The following is a 20,540-nucleotide window of genomic DNA, read 5'->3' on the forward strand; positions in this document are numbered from 1 at the left end:
GATTATGAATAAATTTATCATTATACCATTGCTTCTTACGGGAGTCGTTTCGCTGACCGCCGCAACGGCAGCCGGGACGATGCAGGAGCCGGCGCCTGCCGATTCGGCTTACACGGCGGAGCCTGCGGTTCCGGGGGCATTCTTCGGGACATCCCAGGCTCGTACGACGGGGGCCGTTTCGACCGTCGACGGAGTTTCCCTCGGCAAGACCACCGCACCCAACCTGACCAACAGTTTTGCCGGACAGTTTTCGGGGCTGACACTTTTCCAGGGGTCGGGCGAACCGGGTAACGACACGGCCAGCTGGCTGATCCGCGGCATCGGGTCGTACGGCAATGCCGGCTACAACACGGCTAAAATCTTTGTCGACGGCTTCGAGGTGAACGCCAGTTATATCGCCTACCTTTCGCCGGCGGAGATCGAACGCGTGTCGATTCTCAAGGACGGCGCCGCATTGTCCGTTTTCGGCGAACGGGGAGCCAACGGCGTGATTTGGATAGAAACCAAACGCGGCAAGATCGCTCCGGCGACCGTCAGCGCCTCGGTGCGTTTCGGGCTCCAGCAGGCCACGACCCTCTCCAAGCCGCTCGATTCGTACGGTTATGCGTCGCTTTACAACCAGGCCGTCAGCAACGACCAGGGGCGTTGGGCGCCTGCCTATAGCAACGAGCAGCTGGAGGCCTACCGCAACGGGACGGGCACGAATGTCGACTGGTACGACGAAGCTTTGCGCAATGCCGGTTACACCATCGACGGCGATGTCTCCTTTCGCGGCGGCACCGAGGTCGCCCGCTACAACGTGATGCTGGATTACCTCAACCAGCAGGGGCTTTACGATGTGAAGAACAGCGATTCCCGCTCGAACCGCACCTACGAGCGCTACAACCTGCGTGCGAATCTCGACTTCACGATTTTCAAGTTCATCGAGGCGCGTGTCGATTTGGGCGGGCGTATCGAGCGGGGCAAGCGGCCCAATATCGCTACCGACGACCTGTTCTACAACATGGCGCGCTATCCTTCGAACATATACGAGATATGGGACGACGCCGAACGGACACACTATTCCGGAACTTCGGTCTACAACAGCAATCCCGTGGCGTCGCTCAATGCCCTGGGATGGCGCCAGACCCAGTCGCGTGTGCTGCAGGGCAATTTCCAACTGGTCGAGAAACTCGATTTCATCACCGAGGGACTCTACCTGCGCGAAGCGTTCTCGTTCAACACCTACACCAAGAGCGGTTATTCGAAAACCCGCAACTACGCCCGCTATCACAACGGCATGCGTACCACCACCGACGAGGATACGTCGCTGCAGGCCAGCGGTTACGGTTCGGACGGCATGGAGGACTGGAAACAGGGCCAGATTTCGCTGGGTTACAACCGTACCTTCGGCCGCCATGCCCTCGACGGCGCCGTGAATTTCCATATGTCGGGCTATAACGGCGACGGCTATTTTTCCTATAAATACCACTATGCGAACCTCAACGGCCGCATCAATTACAGCTACGACGACCGTTATGTGGCCGAATTCGGGTTCTCCTACTTCGGTAACGACGCCTATGCCAAAGGCAACCAGTGGGCGTTCTATCCTTCTGTTTCGGCGGCCTGGGTGCTTTCCAACGAGGCTTTCCTGAAGGACTCGAAAGTCGTCGATTTGCTCAAACTGCGTCTTTCGTACGGCCGCAGCGGCTTCGCCGATTCGGGTGCCACCGGCGTATTGTCGAACTACTCTTCCAACGGCCGCTACCTGTTCAAGGACTATTACACCAATTCCTACGTCGGTTCCTTCTACATGGGCTCCGGCGAGGGCGTATGGCAGAGTTCGCTGGTGCACATGTTCCTTGCGAATTCCGGGGTGCATGCCGAAAAAAGCAGCAAGTACAACGTCGGTATCGACGCCGAACTTTTCGGCAAACTGCATCTGTCGGCCGATGCCTTCATCGACAAACGCACCGACATCCTGACCCTCGACAATTCGATGATGGGTTATTACGGCAAAAATTATTATTTCGACAACATCGGCAAGATGACCAACAAAGGTTTCGAGTTATCCGCCGTGTGGAACGATCAGCGCGCCAACTGGGGATACAGCGTCAACGGGTCGGTGTCGTTTAACCGCAACAAAATCGATTACATGGCCGAGGTAGCCCCGGCGCACAGCTACAACGCCCAGACGGGACGCCCGTACGGGACGCTGATCGGGCTGGTTGCCGACGGTTTTTACGATGTGGACGATTTCAATGCCGACGGTTCGCTCAAGGCCGGCCTGCCGCAGCCGATGTTCGGTGCGGTGCAGCCGGGCGACATCAAGTATCGTGATTTGGATCGGAGCGGCTTCGTCGACCAGAACGACGTGACCAAGGTGGGCAAATCGCCCTATCCGGAGTGGACGTACTCGCTCGGCGCCGCCTTCAACTACCGGGGCTTCGATTTCAGCTTCCTGCTGCAGGGCATCGCCGGCGCATCGTTCAACCTGCTCGACAATGCAGTGCAGACCCGGGCTTTCGTCGACAACGGCAATGCTTATCCCATCGCCCGCGGCGCCTGGGCCTACTATCCCGAGCAGGGGATAGACACCCGCGCCACGGCGACTTATCCGCGCCTGACTACCCAGAGCAACGAGAACAACTACCAGTTGAGTTCATTCTGGGTGAAGAGCCGTAACTTCATGCGCGTGCGCAATATCGAGGTGGGTTACAGCTTCAGGCATCACGCCAGGTTCCGTGCGGCGGGCATTTCCAACTTCCGGATTTACCTGAATGTAACTAATCCGTTCACCGTCAGCAAGCTGATGTCGGATTACGACCTGGATCCCGAATTGTTGTCCTACCGTTATCCGGTGCTTAAGTCCTACAACATCGGCGTAAGCCTTACTTTCTAATTAAACTATCGAAGCCATTATGAAATTCAGACTCATATTCAAGACGTTCCTGCTGTCGGCTGCTGTTGCGGCCGGTACCGGATGCAGCGATTTCCTCGATACCAGTCTTGACCAGAACGAAACGGGGGAGTCGATCGAGACGACACTCGGTACGTTGTGGAAATTCGGCAACGCCTTCTACACCCCGATTGTTTCCGGTTACTCCACGCTCGATTCCAACCTTTTTGCGGCGGCGACCGACGAGGCGCAGCAAACCAAGGTGCAGTGCAACGCGAGCTATTTCAACAAAGGGGTCATCAATGCCAACCTCAACCCGATTTCGAATCTTTATGTCGACTGCTACGAAGGAATCCGCGCCGCCAATTTTTTCCTCGACTACACGGCCAACGGCAAAGGCGAGTATATGGTGGGCATGAACCGCGATACGATTAACGACCGCCCCAACTACGAAAGGGATCTGGCCTCGCTGCACTGGTACCAGGCCGAGGCGCACATCGCACGGGCTTATTACTACGCCGAGCTGATCAAGCAGTACGGCGGGGTTCCCATCGTCGAGAGCCAGTATGCCGCGAACAAGTTCATCCCGCGTTCCTCCTACGACCAGGTCGTCGACTACATCGTGAAGGAAATCGACGACTACAAGGGGAAACTGGCAGTCGACTGGGACAACTTCTCCGAGCGTAACGGCCGCTTTACGCTGGGCGCCGCACTGGCCATCAAGGCGCGTGTGCTGCTCTATGCCGCTTCGCCGCTCCACAATCCCGGCAATGATGCCGAGAAGTGGAAAAAAGCTGCCGCTGCGGCTTATGACGTCATCAGCAACCCGGATTTGAATTATTCGCTCGACAACGATTACGGGGCTTATTTCCAGGGTAACCGCAACCTTTCCAGCCGGGAAACCATCTATGTCGTACGCCGCGAACAGTCCAATACGATGGAGCGCAATAACTATCCGATTGCTACGCCGGGCGGTGCCTCGGGCGTGACGCCGACACAGAATCTGGTCGAGGCTTACGAGTGGGTCGGGGAGCCTGTTGCCGGGGATCCCTATGCCAACCGCGACCCGCGTCTGGCGGCAAGCGTCGTGACCAACGGCAGCACCTGGAACGGCCGTGTAATCGACCAGGCGCCGGGCGGTACGGACGACATGTCGTCGCCGAACGCCAGCAAGACGGGATACTACCTCAAAAAGTTCCTCACCGACAATCTCAACCTGACGCAGGGCGCCAAGGCGCAGCACAACTGGGTCGCCTACCGGTATGCCGAAGTGCTGCTCAACTATGCCGAAGCGATGAATGAGGCCTATGGCCCCGACCAGGCTCCCGGCGACTACACGCTCACGGCGCTCGATGCCCTGCAACTGGTGCGTGACCGTGCCAGCCTGCAGCTTCCGCCTGTCACGGCGTCGAGCCGCGACGAATTCCGCGAGGCCGTCAAGCACGAGCGCCGCATCGAACTGGCGTTCGAGGATCACCGCTACTGGGATTTGCTGCGGTGGAAGGATGCGATGAAGGTGCTCAACAAACCCGTCCGCGGTGTGAAGGTGGCCAAAGCAGGCGAGGGCAAGTGGTCGTATACGCCGGTCGAAGTCGCTACGCGCACCTTCCTCGAACGCAACTACTATATGCCTTTCACCCGCTCTGAGGTTGAAAATTCGAATCATACGCTCGAACAGAATCCCGGCTATTAGTTCCGGGACGCAAAAGAACAATGAATTATGAAAAACAAATTGATTCTGCTCCTCGCATTTGTTTGCACATGCGCCTTTACAGCCTGCGAGGGCGACGGCGATGCCGATTACGGATTCGGTAAAGTATATATGCCCCAGGCCGTTTCGACCGGCGGGCTGAACAACTCGTATGCCGTACCTTCGGGCGGCGGTAGTTATACCTACAATTTCCGCGTCGAGAACGGTACGGTCAGGATAATCCTGGGGGTTACACGCTCGGGCAAGCTTTCCGATAAGAAGGGGTATACCGTCGATGTCTACACCGCTGCGGAGGACACTGCGGCCGCCGTGGCCGCATACGGCGGCGAAGCCATGCCCGAGGGGCTTTATTCGCTGCCTGCGGCGGTCGTGGTTCCCAACGGGAAGACCGGCGAAACATTCTACCTCGACATTCCGGTATTGGCAATCTCAAGAAGCGAATATGCCGGCAAGAAGCTGGTGCTTTCGGTCGGAATCCGGAATCCGTCGGCGTACGAACTCTCCGATACGGCAGGCAAAACCGCCGTTATCGTGAACGTCGATGCCCTGAAGGCCCTGCTCTGAACGTAATTAACCTGTGAACGATATGCCTCTTGTAAGGGAGGCATATCGTTTCTATAAACCTTGACGATTTATGAAAAAAGCCATTCTGATACTCTTTGCACTGCTCGCTGCGGCCGGGATACGGGCGCAAATCCGTTCGGTGGAGTGCGCTACTCCCAAGCCCGGCCTTTACGAGCGTACCGATTTCACGATTCGGTTGACGGCCCGTTACGACAACGCCTACCTGCAGGAGCAGGTTGCGCTCGACATGCTGATTACCACGCCTTCGGGTGCCGAACGGATACTGCCCTGTTACTGGGTGGAGGGGGCGTCGGGTACCGAATCGCGCTGGGAAGCCCGTTTTACGCCCCAGCAGATGGGGCGTTATGCCTGCCGTTTCCGCTTGAGCGAGCAGGGACGCGAAACCTCCCGTTCGAAACCCGTGCGCCTCGATGTGGGGCCTGCAGCGGATTCGCGGGGTATCCTGCATGTGCGCGATTACTGGACGCTGGCTTACGACGACGGAACGCCGTTCCGGGGCATTGCTGAAAATATCTGCTGGGAATCGCGCGCCAACGACGACTCGCGCTTTTTCAAGGCCCTGCACGAGCAGCATGACAAATACAACTACGACTACATGCTGCCGCTTTTCGCCCGCAACGGCGGTAATTTTATCCGTGTGTGGATGTGCGGATTCAATTTCCCGATCGACCAGCAGGACCATTTCAACAACCTACGCTACGAGGCGTCCGATGCATATTACAATCCCAGCGCCATCGCCCGCCTCGACCATTTCGTCGGGCTTTGCGAACAGCTGGGTATTCACGTGATGCTCTGCATGGGACAGGGCGCCGTGCGTGCCGACAGGGCGTTTTTCACCGGGGAGCCGCAAGCCCGCCGCTACATGAACCGCCTGCGTTATATCGTTGCACGCTGGGGTTACAGTCCGGCTGTCGGTATGTGGGAGTTCTTCAACGAAATCGACAACATCCAGTTCCGCGATGCGAAGAACCCGATTCCGGCCGAAGAGATTGTCGCCTGGCATGCCCGCATGGCCAGGTACCTGAAAAGCATCGATCCCTACGGACACCCCGTCACCACGTCGATTTCCCACCGGGATCTCGAAGGGCTCAATTCGGTGCCCGACATCGATGTCAACCAGAAGCATATCTACTGTAATACGGGCATTATCCCGGCCGAGATACTCCGCTATGAAAACCGTTTCGGCAAACCTTACGTTATCGGTGAATTCGGCTATGAGTGGGACTGGTCGAAGAACTTCGATGATTTTGGCGAGGATATGGATCGCGATTTCCGCCGGGGACTTTGGTACGGCATCTTCTCGCCCACGCCCGTGACGCCGATGAGCTGGTGGTGGGAGTATTTCGAGAACCGCGGTATGATGGACTATTTCAAGGGTGTGCGGCAGATATCCGACCGGATGCTCGCCGACGGCAAGGGCTCTTTCGAGCAGGTGACCGTAGCATGCAATCCGGCTGAAGCCATGGGTGTCAAGTGCGGCGAGGTGGTCTATGTTTACCTTTACAACAACTCCGCCGAGGAACTCAGGCAGGCGGGACTCACCGTCAACCTGGGCTGCAAGGGCAGCTATGCAATCGAGGCGTTCGATCCCGCGACCTGCGTTTGCACGGCGCAGGGCCAGCTTCCGACCCCGGGGCGTTTCGTGCTCGAAAAAATCACGCTCGCGCCGTATGCCGAGCGCGTCTATATCTTTACTCCCGAATCCGTTAACTGACCGGTTTATGCGTTTTAAAACACTTGCCATGATGCTGACCCTGGGCATCGCTGCGGGCGGGGAAGCCCCGGCCCAGCAGGCCACGCCCCTCAATCCTACCAATTTCGGGCTCGTGAGCCCCCAGCCGCAGTCCGAACTGCCGCAGTCTGCGACACCGCCCCAACAGGCCGTGCGCAAACCGAAACGACCTGTCCGGGCCCTTCTGGAGCCGTCCGGTGCGGCTTCGTGGGTGCTGTCCGACGGCTGGGAACTGGCCCAAACGGATCAGCTGGTCGGGAGCGGAGGTTCGCTTTTCGACCCCGCCTACGACACTTCGGCGTGGTACAATGCCGTCGTGCCCGGCACGGTGCTGACTTCGCTGGTCGAAGCGGGCGTTTATCCCGACCCCTATTACGGGCTCAACAACCTCTCCATTCCCGACAGCCTCTGCCGTACGGAGTGGTGGTACCGGATACGTTTCCCACAGCCGCAGGATGCTGCGGGACGCCGTGCCTGGCTGCGTTTCGACGGAATCAACTACCGCGCCGACGTGTGGCTGAACGGCCGGAAGGCAGGCACGGTCGACGGGGCTTTTACCCGGGGCGTGTTCGATGTGACGGGGCTTCTCTCGGCCGAAAACGTCCTGGCCGTGAAGATCCGCCCGCCGCATAATCCGGGGATTCCCCACGAGCAGTCGAAAGCCGCCGGGCGGGGCCCCAACGGAGGCCAGTTGTGCCTCGACGGGCCGACTTTCATCAGTTCGGAAGGCTGGGACTGGATTCCCGGCATCCGCGACCGCAATATCGGCATCTGGCAGGATGTGACGCTCGAATTTACGGGCGACGTGACGCTTGCCGACCCGCAGGTAATCACCGATCTGCCGCTGCCCGACACGTCGTATGCCGATTTGACGATTCGCGCCGAGGTGACCAACCATGCCGACGAACCGCGCCGGGCGGTGCTGCGCGGCACCTTGGACGGCGGTGCCGGCTTCTCGCTGCCGGTCGAGCTCGCCGCCGGGGAAACCCGCACGGTGAGTTGTACGCCGGCCGAATGTCCGGCCCTGCGGATTGCGGCTCCCCGCCTGTGGTGGCCGAACGGCTACGGGGCGCAGGAGCTTTACACGCTGCAGCTGGCGGTCGAGCAGGACGGCATCCGCTCCGATGCGGAGCAGGTTCGTTTCGGTATCCGGGAACTTACCTATGAGTTGAGTGTGGATACGCCTGCCGGGGAGGAGCTGCGCATCGACTTCGCACCGACGAACGATCTGTGCGGCGGCGAGATGCCCTTCGACAGTTTCCATCGCCGCCCGGCGGGCGACGGGGTCGTCGTCCCGGCTCTGAAGCCGGGAATCGATGTTTCGCGCCTGCGCCGCCTGGAAAACGACGGTGCCGCACCTTTTCTGGTACTTCGATGCAACGGGGTGCGGATATTCTGCCGCGGCGGCAACTGGGGCATGGACGACGGGATGAAACGGGTTTCGCGCGAACGGCTCGAACCCGCCTTCCGCCTCCACCGCGAGGAGGGTTTCAACATGGTGCGCAACTGGACGGGCGAGTCGACCGAGGAGCTTTTCTATGCACTTTGCGACGAATACGGTATGCTGGTGTGGAACGACTTTTGGCTTTCGACCGAGGGATATAACCAGAACGTCAACGATGAGGAGCTGTTCCTGGCGAACGCCCGCGAAACGGTGCGTCGTTTCCGCAACCATCCGTCGCTGGCCGTGTGGTGCCCGCGCAACGAAGGCTATGCTACCCCGACGCTCGAACCGCGGTTGGCCGCGCTGGTTGCCCGGGAGGACGGCACGCGCTTCTACAGCCCCAATTCCCGCTATATGAACCTGCGCACGAGCGGCCCGTGGCATTACCTGGCCGACGAGTCGGAATATTTCCTTCGCCATGCCTTCGGGTTCTCCACCGAGCTGGGAACCCCGTCGGTGCCGACCGCCGAAACGATGCGCAAGTTCATTCCCGAGGCGGACAGGTGGCCGATTAGCGACACGTGGTATTACCATGATTTGCACTTCGGGCTTCCGGAGTACTGCGAGGCCGTCGATGCGCTTTACGGGAAAGCCGAATCGCTCGACGATTTCTGCCGCAAGGTGCAGCTGATTAATTACGACAGCCACCGGGCCATGCTCGAGGCGTGGAACAGCCGGATGTGGAACTCCACGTCGGGCGTGCTGCTGTGGATGAGCCATCCCGCATGGCCGAGCCTCGAATGGCAGACCTATTCGTGGGATTTCGAGACGCACGGCTCTTTCTACGGCTGCCGCAAGGCCTGCGAACCGCTGCATGTGCAGATGAACCCCCATGACGGGCAGGTATTGGTCGTCAATACCACCCGCGACGCCCTTATGCACGGCCGGGTGCTGGCCACCTGTTACACCCCGGCCGGAAAACGCCTCGGCCGGCAGGAGGCCGCTCTGCAGGAAATCGCCGCCAATGCCGTGACGCCGGCCATGGCGGCCGTCCTGCCGGAGAACGTGGAGTGCTATATGGTGCGGCTCGAATTGTATGTCGATGGCAAGCGGGTTAGCGTGAACGACTACCTGCGCAGCCCCGGCCGGGATTTCACGGCGCTGAACCGCCTGGCGCAGGTGCGGCTCCGGGCGCGCCGCATGGCGCGGCAGGACGACGGCCGTGCGACGACGGTGCGCTTCGAAGTGTCGAATCCTTCGGCCGTTACCGCCCTTGCGGTGAAATTCAACGTCCGCGACGGACGGACGGGCGAAGCGATTCTCCCGGCCTATATTTCCGAAGGGTATATCCATTTGCTTCCGGGTGAAAAACGGATGGTCGAAGCCGAGTGCGCTTCGTGCGAGGGCGCCGTCCTTTCGGCCGAAGGCTATAATCTGGAAAGGCAGACATTGCTGGAACTTTGAACACCCCCGATACGAGAGGAGCCGTGGAACATATGTTCCACGGCTCTTTTTTTGTGCCTGCCTTGTGCCTGCCTGTCGCTCCGAACCGGCGTTCGGGAATGCCTGCGAAACTGCCGGCGTGCGGGCAGGGCGGAAAGGCCCCGGTTAGGCTCCGGTCGTACCGAGCTGCTTCCGCAGGCGCCGCAGGGTGCCGGTTTTATCTCCCGGAAGCGGTTTCGCCATCCGCAATGTGTGAGGCGATTTCCATGCACATGCGGCTGTTGTGATAGGGGCATTTCCAGAATCCGGCCTTGTCGTCCGTCCGGTTGACGTTGCCGTCGGGGAGGATGCTCCACCACCATTCGCCTCCCGTGCGGTCGATGAGGTGTGTTTTGATGTAGTCCCAGCATTTCAGGGCGGGTTCCAGGGCCTCCTTTCGGCCGTGGAACCGGTAGAGATAGAAAAGCCCGATGACGCACTCCGCCTGCACCCACCAATGGCGTTCGAGGTCCCGGGTGCCGTCTGGGTGCCGTTCGTAAATCATGCTCCCGTCGCCCATATAACCTTCGAGGGCCGCATTGGCGATGTCATAGCAGCAGGCGCGCGTGCGCTCGTACAAGGCTTCGTCGCCGAGCGTTGCGGCGGTTTCGAGCAACAGCCACGAAGCCTCGATGTCGTGACCGTAGGAGAAGCAGCCGTCGTTTTTCAGTTGCCATCGGTCGTCGAAAAAGAGTCCCAGATGGCCGTTCTGCGGCTGCAGGATTCGCGAGAGGAAAATTTCCAGCAGGTTGCGGGTCTGCTTGCGCAACCCCCCCCCGTCGTCCCAGATGCGGAGCAGGTTGGTGTAGGCCTCCAGAATGTGGAGGTGGGTGTTCATCGTCTTTTTCTCGTTGGCGTCCTTGTCGCTCAGTCGCACATCGTCGATGGGTGTCCAGTCGCGGGCCGCCGCCTCTTCATAACCGTTGTTTACGGCGTCGTAGGAGTGCTCTTCGATGACCCGGAACAGCCCGATTGCCTCCCGAAGCGCCCGCTCGTCGCCTGTCGCCCGGGCGTATTCGCTCAAACCGTAGATGGCGAATCCGAGGGCGTAAAATTGTTTTTTCGTGTCTGCGGGGTTGCCCGCTGCGTCCACCGACCAGTAGACGCCGCCGTAGGTTTTGTCGAGGAATTTGTCGAGCAGGTAGTCCCGGGCGGCGGTGGCCGTCGCCAGGTATTCCTTGCAGCCCGATGTCCGGTAAGCTGCCGAGAAAGTCCACAGGATGCGGCTGCAGAGGATTGCACCCCGCTCGGCATCGGCCATCAGCAGGCCCGTTCCGGTCATGCGGCCGAAAAATCCGCCGTTCTGCGGATCGGCCATTTGACGTGCCCAGAACGGGAGGATGTTATTATGAAGCTCTTCGGTGAGCTCGCGCTTGAATTGTTGTTCGCGGTTCATGTTCATTTGTTTGTGGCTCTGTGCAGAGCCAGTTTTTCTCCGATTTCACGTATGCGGGTTTCGTTGAGCGGATAGACGGCGACGAGCAGGATAGCCAGCGCACACCCTGCCGCCGGAAGCCAGCTCATCAGCATCCGCAGGCCGAAAATTGCCTCGCCGTTCTGCACCGCGGCGCCCGAGGTGTCGTATCCGTAGGAAGCCAGCAGCCAGAGAATCAGTGCGCTGCCGAATGCGCCGCCGAATTTCTGGGCCATCGACGACGACGAGAATATCAGTCCCGTGGAACCGTGGCCGTGCTTCAGCTCCGAATAGTCTGCCACATCGGCGTACATGCTCCAGAGTAACGGGAAGGTGATGCCGGCTGCGGCTGAAATCACGATTTGCAGCACGACCATCGCCCAGCATCCGGCAACGGTGGCCGGCATGAAAAAGAAGGCGATGCTCAACAGGCCCGACACGGCCATGGCCCAGATGTAGGTCATCCGCTTGCCGATGCGCAGCGAGATCGGCACGGCCAGTACGACCCCGAGCATGTTGGCGATTTCGCCGATGGCGAGGAACGCCCCGCAGGTGAGTATCATACTGCCGCCCAGCAGGTTATCCTCCCCGACAAAATCTTTGAAGAAATAGGCTGCCGCCCCGCCCCGGATCGAGTTGAAAAGCAGCGCGGCCACCGCCACGCCCAGCAGTATCCACCACGGCCCGTTGCCGGCGAGCGATTTCATGTCGGAAAGAACCGACTGTCCGCCCGCAGAGGGGCTTTCGCTCGGGACGACGCGCTCGCGTGTCAGGCGGAAGCAGAGCAGGAAAAGCAATGCACAGATTGTTCCGACGACGATCATGGCCGCCTGCCATCCGCCGGCCTGGGCTGCGACGGCCCGGGCGGTGTCCATCTTTCCAACGTCGCGGGTGAAGAGGTCGCACAGGGGTTCGAAAATAGCCAGAGCCAGGAAACTGCCTCCGTAGGCGAAAAACATCCGGTAGGAGGAGAATACCGTGCGTTCGCGCGAATCGTCCGTCACCACGCCCAGCATCGCTCCGTAGGGGACGTTGATGGCGGTGTAGACGGTCATCATCAGTAAATAGGTGGCGTAGGCCCACACCAGTTTGGCCGAATAGCCCCACGCGGGCGTGGTAAAGGTGAGGATGCCTGCCACGGCGAACGGGACGGCTATCCAGAGCAGGTAGGGACGGTAACGTCCCCAGCGGGAGGTCGTACGGTCGGCAATCAGGCCCATGATGGGATCGGATACCCCGTCCCAGAGTTTGGTGACGAGCAACAGTACGGCGGCATGTTCCAGACTCAACCCGAAAATGTTGGAGTAGAAAAACGGAAGATAATAGGAGAATATTTTCCAGAACATGCTCGACGACATGTCGCCCAGCCCGTACCCGATTTTTTCCGACCGTGCAGCTGTCATTTTAACGTTTGAGGTTTTTATCGATGAGTTTTTTGAGCGTTTCGACGCTGTGTCCCGTCGTGAACCCGTCCGCGGGCGTATGCAGACAGTAGTCGACCAGTTGTCCGACGGTCGAGGTCGCTACGTGCATGCGGGTGTCGCAAGAGGCGTAATAGATGCAGACCCGCCCGTCGGGATCGGCGATCCAGCCGTTCGAGAAGAGCACGTTCGATACGTCGCCCGTGCGTTCATCGCCGACGGGGCCGAGCAGCATGCCCGCGGGCTCGGCCAGGGGTATCCAGGGGCGTTCGAGCTCGGTCATGTAGAGGTAGAGCACATAACGCAGCCCTGCGGCGCAGGTTCGTACGCCGTGCGCCAGGTGCAGCCATCCCCGGGGTGTTTTGATCGGGTGGGGGCCTTCGCCGTTTTTCGTCTCCTTAATCGTGTGGTAATAACGCCGGTTGATGATGGACTCTTCCGTAACTTCGGCGTGCGTGATGTCGTCGATGAGCGCCCAGCCGATGCCGCCGCCGTTGCCCGTGTCGATGAATCCGTCCTGCGGCCGGGTGTAGAAGGCGTATTTGCCGTCCACGAACTCCGGGTGGAGAACGACGTTGCGCTGCTGGCTGGAGCTTTTCAAATCGGGAAGACGTTCCCAGTCCACCAGGTTTTTCGTGCGTGCGATACCTGCCGATGCAACGGCGGACGACAAATCGCCCGGGGCTGCCGCCGGGTCCTTCCGTTCGACGCAGAAGATTCCGTATATCCAGCCGTCCTCGTGTGCCGTCAGGCGCATGTCGTAAACATTGGTCGCCGGTTCTCCGTACTCGGGCATGGTGACGGGATAGTCCCAGAAACGGAAGTTGTCGATGCCGTTGGGCGACTCCGCCACGGCGAAGAACGATTTGCGGTCGGCACCTTCCACGCGAACCATCAGGAGGTATTTATCGTCGAATTTGATGGCGCCCGAGTTCATCACGGCATTCATCCCGATCCGCTCCATGCAGTAGGGATTGGTCGCGGGGTCGAGGTCGTAGCGCCAGAAAAGCGGCGTGTGGGCTGCCGTGAGTATCGGGTGGCAGTATCGGGTAAAGATGCCGTTGTAGGCATCGGTCGGCATATTCTTGCGCGTCAGGAGCTGCTCGTGCTGCAATTGCAACCGGCGCATCGTTTCCTCAAAGTTGGTCATTGTTGAGAATTAAGTCTATTTATTTGTTATTGAAAGCGTTGACTGCGTCGGCCGCGAACAGCGTTCGTGGCGAGGCGTGGAACCGGTTGAAGTCGGCTTCCGAAACCTGTCCGGGGAACGGTGCGTAAAAATGCCCGGGCTTGAGCGTCTGCAGGGCATTCCTCCAGACCAGTACGTAGGCGGGGCGCCGCTCGCCGATGCCCTGCATCAGCACCCCCGTCCACCAGTCGGCATGCGGAATGCCCTCCATACCGGTTTCCGATACGGCGTATGGTTTCCGATGTTCCCCGGCAATCCGCTCCATGATTGCGAGCGATGTCCCGAGCTTTGAGGCGAAGGCCTCGGCGTCGCCGCTGTGGTAAGCGTCCAGTCCCAGTATGTCGACCCATGCATCGCCCGGATAACGTTCGAGGTATTCCTGTTGGGTTGCGCACGGGTTGGGCGAATAGACGGTGAGCATGCATACGCCCCTGTCGCGCATGCGTTCGACGGTCATTTTCCAAAGGGCTTCGTATTCGGCCTCGGAGCAGAGCCGCTGTCCCCACCAGAACCAGCTTCCGGTATGCTCGTGCCAGGGGCGGAACAGCACCGGGACGGTCGTGCCGTCGTTCGTGGTCAGGGAGTTGAGGAAGTCGGCCGCAATGTCCACCCATCCGAGGAATTCGGCATGGTTCGGGCCGCCGGGCAGGATTGAACGCACTGTGCCGGGGTCGCTCACATCCCATGCGTCGCCGCCCGTGGACGGATTGCGGGGATGCCAGCTGACGGTCGTCAGCCCGCCGCGTTCGTGTTGACGGACGATTTCGCGGCGCATCGTGTCGAAAGGTACGCCGTCGAGATTACGTCCCGTCCCGAGTTCGATTTCCCCGAGGTCGCAGCCCAGCACGGCCGGATAATCCCCGCAGCAAGCCTTCACGTCGCAACAGCCGGGTTTGTAGGCCCAGTTGCAGCCGTAGAAGGGGAAGTCCTGCTGTCCGAACAGCAGTTGGTTCCGTGCGGCGGTTTGGCGCAGCAGCCGGAGCTGGGAGGCCGGGGTTCCGTTGCCCGGTGCCGCCGCAAGCGCCCGGGCATGGAGGGCCAGCGTGTGATTTGCCGCCGTGATTTCCCGTAAGGTCGTAAGGTCGTTGTCGAAGACCGAATTGAGCCCCTGCTCTTCCTGCGCCGGGTCGCCGCAGTAGTCGTCGCCTGCCTGCCAGTTGAGGTGTGCGGGGCGTGCCGCGCCGCCCCAGCCCCAGAAATTGCATCCTGCAAGGATGTCGCCGTCCGCGGCGCTGCGAATGATTTGTTCGAAGATATGGCGGTAGTAGGCGTCGCGCGCCGTCGTGGGTGATCCGGGCTCGAAGGAGAAGGCGTCGCGCGGATAGCCGAACTCCTCGATGACGAGCGGCTTGCCCAACTCCCGTGCGATTTCAGCATGGCGGCAGATGTATTCGGTCGATTTTTCGCAGGCTGCGGCGAGATCTTCCCCGACATTTTCCTGCCTTATCCACCGCCAGTTGTAGGGCCAGATGTGTATGTTGGCGTAGTCGATTTCGGGCAGGGCATGGATGCGCCGCCACAGTCCGATGTCCCCTTCGCACCCCATTTCCCCTTCGCTGCCGGTCGAAACCATGTGGTTGGGGTCGAGCTGCTTGATGAGCTTCGCCGTGCGGGCGACCCAGGCGAAGAAACGCTCCTTGTTCTCTTCCGAAAAGGCACGCGGTTCGTTGGCGATTTGCCAGGAGAAGATGGCTGGGTCTTCCCGGTAGGGGCGGCCCGTATAGCGGTTGGTGCGGGTGACGATGTGGCGGATGTGGTTTTCCAGCAGTATCTTGCAGCTGTCAGTGGCCTCTGCTTCGTGGAACTGCCGCACGTAAGCCATGAAAGTGTCCCATCCGGCCAGTCCCGGGACGGGATAAGTGCCGCGGCCGCTCCATTCGAGGTACTGGCTGTATCCGCCGCTCCATTCCCAGGCGTTGGTGAGGTAGAGCACCGCCTGCATATTCCGCTTTCCCAGTTCGGACATCAGGAAATCCAGTCCGTCGAGTGCGCGGTCGTCGTAAACTCCGGGTGCGGTTTGCAGGATCGGTTCGACTTTCGATACGACTCCCGTGTTGCCTTCCGACCCGACCAGGATGCGCAGGTTGCCGATACCCGCTGCCTTCATCCTGTCGAGTTCGCGGCACAGGCGGCCGCGGTCGCACTCCGGCCCTTCGGCGGCCAGTAAAGCCCCGTACCAGAAGTTGGCGCCGACGAAATAGCCCGGGGTGGCGTCACCGCCGGCGAAACGTCCGTTCTGCACACGGACGAATTCGGGCTGGAGTTCGTTCTGGCATGCGGACAAACTCAACGTGAGGGCTCCGAGCAGCGGCGTAAGCAGGTGTTTCATGGGTTCGGGTTTAGTCGGTTTTCAGTAATGCAAATATACGAACGGAGGCGATTGTGAAAAGAGTAGTATTTTAACAGATATTTATACTTTTTTGCAACTTCCGGGGTTGTCGCCCGGTTATGTGCGTGCCGGGGGTCGGCAAACCATCTGTTTCGGTTAAAAAAGTATTACATGCGAAAGTCCCGGGCTGCTTATCTTTATCTTCACAACCGATAATATCCCGACGATGGAAAAAAGAATTGTACGATGTGTTTTATTTGCCGCTGTTTGTGCGGCTGGAACCGCATGGGCCTGTGTGCGGGGCAACGCTTCCCCGCCGGAGGAGGCATCGCCCGCCCGGGGCGTGCTGACATTGAGCGGCAGGGTGATTGACGACGCCTATATCGGCAACGGCGTCCAGTGGGATCCTTACGAGGTGCATGGCGATGACGGCCGGTTTTCGGCGGCCGACCGAAAACGCCTTACCGACAGGCTGGAGTACATGCAGCCCCGTTTCATCCGCGTGATGAGCGGTATCCGGTCGTATCTTACGGACGGGCGGTTCGATTCGTCGCGGAACATGGAGGATTTGCACATGATTCTCGGGTTCTGCAATACGCATGGCGTGACGGTATTGCTCGGCGACTGGGGCGGAGGCCTGGTCGACGTGCAGGCGCAGACCGTCGACGAGGCGTTGATCGACAGCAGCGGCGAGCTGGTGCGCTATCTGGTCGAAGAGTGCGGTTACGATTGCATCCGCTACTACAATATCGTCAACGAACCCAACGGCTCGTGGGCTTCGACGCGGGGCGATTACGCCCTCTGGCTCCGTGCCGCACGCGCCATGGATGCTTCCCTGCGGCGGCACGGCATGGCCGGCCGGGTGGAGCTGGTCGCTCCCGACGCGGCGGTTTGGACGACCCTCGAAACAGACTGGGTGAGCAACTCCGTCCGGGACTTGGGCGATGCCGTGGGACTTTACGACATCCATACTTATCCCTCCAAAGCCCAAATCAATACGGGGGAATATTCGGCGATGATTTCGGCTTACCGGGCTGCGGCTCCTGCGGGGGCGAAGATGATCCTCGGCGAACTGGGATTGAAATTCATCGACCCGCGCGACGCCGCGTATGCTGCCGAGAACGAGCGCCGGATTGCTGCCGACCCCGATGCATCGCCCGGCGATTCGCAGATGTTCGTGTTCGACCACATGTACGGTATCGACGTTGCCGACGCCGTCATGCAGACGGCCGCATGCGGCTATTCGGGCTGCGTGGTCTGGATGCTCGACGATGCGATGCACATGAACGAGCCCGGGAAACTGAAAATATGGGGGTTCTGGAACATCCTCGGCGAAGAGCGCTACGGCGCCGACAAGGAGCGTATCCGCCCCTGGTACTATGCCGTGTCGCTGCTGTGCCGCTATTTCCCGCAGGGTGCGCAGATTCTCGCCTCCGAAGTGTCGGGCGTCGGCGGAGTCCGTTCGATGTTCGGACGCACCGGGAAGGGCGTGACGCTGGCTGTAGTCAATACGGATTCGGAACGGACGGTGGAGCTGACGCTGGAAAATCCCCAGCCCGGACTTTCCGACCTCGCGCTTTATGTCTACGCCGGGGGGCAGCTCGAGCTGGAGGGCGAACGGCTGCTGCCCGTGGAACGCGGGGTGGCGCTTGCGCCCGGAAGCCGCATCAGCCTGGCCCCCGAAACGATGCTGGTCTACACGTCGATGGAGTGACCTCACGCCTGCGTGCCCTTCTCCGAACCGAAAAAACGAATCCCGCCTCCATCCGGAAGCGGGATTCTGCCTTTGCGGGCGGCGGTTACTCTTCCGGTTTGCGGCCGATGTAGAAGACGTAGCCGTAGTACGTTTTGTATTTTTCGTAATGGGCGATTTCGTGTTTCTGCATTTCGGCCAGCAGGAGTGCCTTTTCACTGTAGCCGTATTGTTCGAGGAATTCCGGGAGGCGTGCGAGCACATGGGCGTAGTAATTTTCCGTCCAGCAGTGTTCGGGCAGCGCGAAATGCGCCAGGGGTGCATATCCGGCCTCTTCGAGGATGCGCAGTTTTCCCGCCGGGCTGTCGATTTCGGGGAAATAGTCCGAGATGAATTTCGACGCCAGCCGCGCGCCCGAGAGCCACGAACACTCGGTTACGGCGATGATGCCGCCCGGTTTGAGGTACTGCCGCCACTCCCTCAACCCGCGTTCGAATCCGATGTTGTAAATCGAGCCTTCGGCCCAGATTACGTCGAACTCCCCGGGGCTGAACGGCAGTGCGTCCATCGAGCCCTGAATGGCTGTGACGCGGTTTTCCAGCCCGGCCTTTTTTATCCGGGTGCGGAATCCTTCCAGCAGTTCCGGCAGCAAATCGACGGCCGTTATCGTACAATCCCTGTTGCGGGCGATTGTGACGGTCTGCCCGCCGGTGCCGCATCCGATGTCGGCAATGCGCATTGCCGGCCTGTCGGGCACGAATTCCAGGGCGCGGAGTGTCTGCTCCACGCCGCCGGGCCCCTGCCTGTCGAGTTCCCTGAAGAAATCGGCGATCATTTTTAAATCGAAATCGAAAATCTGTTTATTTTCCTGTTCCATGGTTGTTTGCGGTTGAAGCCGTGCGCGGAAGCGGAATATCCCGTGCACAGCGAAATTTTTAAAATAAGGCAAAATGAATAACCGCCCGGGCAGAATGCCCCGGGAGGGAAGAAAGAGTCGGAATCCAATGCGAACTATGGATTCCTACGATGCCGTATCCGTTTTAAACATCCAATGGTTTTAGTACGGGCAAATCTACGTATAAATTTCCGAAGAACCAAATCCCGCGCAGGGACGCCTGGGAAACAGGAACGCCGGGCCCTGTACAAAGGCCCGGCGCTCCCCGGAAGAGGCGTCCTCCCACTCTGCGTCAGAATGAAATACCGACGCGTATGCCGAAGTTGTTGAGGTTGTTGACCGAATAGGTCAGAATGTCGCCGCTGTTGGTGGCGTAGCTGTAATAGAGCGCCACATGGAAACCGAAGCGATAGTCGGGCCGCGGGAAGATGCTCACGCCGATTTCGGGCGAGAGGTAGAATCCCCACGTGTCGGTGTATTGCTTGACGACGTAATAGTAGGACGAGAGCTCGGCATAGCTGGCACCCAGCTTCATGCCTGCATAGGGCTGGAATACGCTGTCCGTCAGCCAGGTGTATCGGCCCGTAACGCCGAACGGCAGTTGGAACGACGCGTGTTTCTGGTTGACCGTGAGGGCCGAGCCGTTGCCCAGGTCGAGCGTCTGGCGCGGAATGCTTTCGAGGTTGGTCTGGTAGGAGATGAACGGGCCCACGGCGATGGCCGGCGTGATGAAATAGCCGCCTTCGAAGTTCATGCCCCAGCCCGAAGCCTTGTCGGCGTAGCTGCTGCCCAGGGGCACGCCTACCTGCCAGTCGACGTTGATGTAGCTGTTCGGGAATATCTGTGCTTTGCCCGTGCGTGCCGCAGCGAGCATGACGACACAGAGTGCGATGGTTTTAAGAACCTGGTATTTCGATGTTTTCATAATCGGACGTGTTTTACGGTTAAATTATTTTTTCAGGTAGGGCGACTGGTCGAACGCCTGTTCGACGGCGTCCACCGTACGCTGCTGGTTGAGGCTCTCCGACGAGGTCAGCAGGCCCCCGATGTAGCTGTCCCAGATCACGGGGAGTTTCTTGCCGCTCGCCTGGTCGGCTTCGAGGTTCACCATCTCGATCAGCAGCGAACCGGCCGTGTAACCGTAATAGACCCGGTAGGGATAGTGCCACCCGAGCCAGTCGCCCCAGTAACCGGGCGTCCAGTAGTAGGGGTAATACCACCACCAGTAGGGATAGTCGTAACCCACGAAATAGGTCACTTTCTGTACGTAGCTCAATTGCAGGCCGACATTGGCCGTATCCTTGTCGTCGGTACGGGTGTAGCCCGCCGTGTTCATGCGGTCGACGACGGTATTGACGATTTCCAGCGCGTTGTCGTCTTTCCAGTATTCCGTCTTGTCGGCGCCGCCGATCAGCAGGATGCTGTCGGGGATGTAGTAGGTATCCAGTCCGGCGAAATCGGCCTCGGTGTCGTAAGCTGTGTAGACCAGATAATCTTTGTGGAGGCCCGATGTGGAGGGCTCTTTCTGGCATGCGCAAAACGCAACTGCTGCGAGTGCGAATGCAAGGTAACGTAATTTTTTAACGGTCATGATCTTGAAATTTTTGGTTTGCTGTCTGAACGTCGTGTTCAAATTTCGTTCCCGTCGCACCCTTTTCCTCCCCGGAAGTCCGTTCGGGATATAAAGAAACGGTTTTGCGGTATAAGAAAACCGGCGGCTTTGAAAAGCTGCCGGATATAATTCAGCACAAGCGGGTTAGGATGCCGGTGGAAAAACGCTTTTCCGCCGCCGGCGCAGGCCGGCCGGCAGCCGCAGGCGATTCTTCC

At 59.6% G+C, this 20,540-nt stretch carries 13 protein-coding genes; 6 read left to right on the forward strand and 7 right to left on the reverse strand.

Features of this window, described 5'->3' with window-relative positions:
* Positions 1-4: 4 nt before the first annotated feature.
* The 5 genes from QZT71_RS01795 (at position 5) to QZT71_RS01815 (ending at position 9,754) form a co-directional block, all read left to right on the forward strand.
* A complete protein-coding gene (locus QZT71_RS01795; RefSeq protein ID WP_295911544.1) occupies positions 5-2,881 on the forward strand; it encodes a SusC/RagA family TonB-linked outer membrane protein in 2,877 nt (958 codons plus the stop codon).
* Positions 2,882-2,900: 19 nt separating this feature from the next.
* Complete coding sequence (locus QZT71_RS01800; protein ID WP_295911546.1) at positions 2,901-4,571, forward strand: RagB/SusD family nutrient uptake outer membrane protein; 1,671 nt, start codon at positions 2,901-2,903, stop codon at positions 4,569-4,571.
* 27 nt (positions 4,572-4,598) lie between these two features.
* Positions 4,599-5,153: a DUF1735 domain-containing protein gene (locus QZT71_RS01805; RefSeq protein ID WP_295911548.1), complete on the forward strand. Its 555-nt coding sequence runs from the start codon at positions 4,599-4,601 to the stop codon at positions 5,151-5,153.
* Between the two features lie 70 nt (positions 5,154-5,223).
* Positions 5,224-6,888: a cellulase family glycosylhydrolase gene (locus tag QZT71_RS01810; protein ID WP_295911549.1), complete on the forward strand. Its 1,665-nt coding sequence runs from the start codon at positions 5,224-5,226 to the stop codon at positions 6,886-6,888.
* A 28-nt stretch (positions 6,889-6,916) separates the two neighbouring features.
* Positions 6,917-9,754 carry a glycoside hydrolase family 2 TIM barrel-domain containing protein gene (locus QZT71_RS01815; RefSeq protein ID WP_295911552.1) on the forward strand — a complete coding sequence of 946 codons (2,838 nt, stop codon included), beginning with the start codon at positions 6,917-6,919 and terminating at the stop codon, positions 9,752-9,754.
* 196 nt (positions 9,755-9,950) lie between these two features.
* On the opposite strand, the gene QZT71_RS01820 is transcribed toward QZT71_RS01815, so the two are convergent.
* From QZT71_RS01820 to QZT71_RS01835, 4 genes are read right to left on the reverse strand one after another with little or no spacing between them, the layout of a single operon-like run.
* Positions 9,951-11,174, reverse strand: a complete 1,224-nt coding sequence (locus QZT71_RS01820; protein WP_363150461.1) for an AGE family epimerase/isomerase — start codon at positions 11,172-11,174, stop codon at positions 9,951-9,953.
* Positions 11,171-12,589 carry an MFS transporter gene (locus tag QZT71_RS01825; protein ID WP_295911556.1) on the reverse strand — a complete coding sequence of 473 codons (1,419 nt, stop codon included), beginning with the start codon at positions 12,587-12,589 and terminating at the stop codon, positions 11,171-11,173. The genes QZT71_RS01820 and QZT71_RS01825 overlap by 4 nt, the downstream gene beginning before the upstream one ends.
* Position 12,590: 1 nt before the next feature.
* Positions 12,591-13,757 (reverse strand): glycosidase, encoded by a 1,167-nt coding sequence (locus tag QZT71_RS01830; protein WP_295911557.1) that lies wholly within the window; start codon positions 13,755-13,757, stop codon positions 12,591-12,593.
* A gap of 19 nt (positions 13,758-13,776) precedes the next feature.
* The gene (locus QZT71_RS01835) at positions 13,777-16,125 is read right to left on the reverse strand and encodes a glycosyl hydrolase (RefSeq protein ID WP_295911560.1); all 2,349 of its coding nucleotides are present in this window, start codon (positions 16,123-16,125) and stop codon (positions 13,777-13,779) included.
* Positions 16,126-16,351: 226 nt separating this feature from the next.
* Between QZT71_RS01835 and QZT71_RS01840 the strand changes: the two genes are divergently transcribed.
* A complete protein-coding gene (locus tag QZT71_RS01840) occupies positions 16,352-17,839 on the forward strand; it encodes a cellulase family glycosylhydrolase (RefSeq protein ID WP_295911563.1) in 1,488 nt (495 codons plus the stop codon).
* 85 nt (positions 17,840-17,924) lie between these two features.
* On the opposite strand, the gene QZT71_RS01845 is transcribed toward QZT71_RS01840, so the two are convergent.
* The 3 genes from QZT71_RS01845 to QZT71_RS01855 form a co-directional block, all read right to left on the reverse strand.
* Positions 17,925-18,695 (reverse strand): class I SAM-dependent methyltransferase, encoded by a 771-nt coding sequence (locus tag QZT71_RS01845; RefSeq protein ID WP_295911566.1) that lies wholly within the window; start codon positions 18,693-18,695, stop codon positions 17,925-17,927.
* A 310-nt stretch (positions 18,696-19,005) separates the two neighbouring features.
* On the reverse strand, positions 19,006-19,638 hold the full coding sequence (locus QZT71_RS01850) for an outer membrane beta-barrel protein (RefSeq protein ID WP_295911605.1): 633 nt from the start codon (positions 19,636-19,638) through the stop codon (positions 19,006-19,008).
* A gap of 24 nt (positions 19,639-19,662) precedes the next feature.
* On the reverse strand, positions 19,663-20,304 hold the full coding sequence (locus QZT71_RS01855; RefSeq protein WP_295911606.1) for a DUF4136 domain-containing protein: 642 nt from the start codon (positions 20,302-20,304) through the stop codon (positions 19,663-19,665).
* Positions 20,305-20,540 lie beyond the last annotated feature (236 nt).

The organism is uncultured Alistipes sp., assembly GCF_902388705.1.
Taxonomy (GTDB): domain Bacteria; phylum Bacteroidota; class Bacteroidia; order Bacteroidales; family Rikenellaceae; genus Alistipes.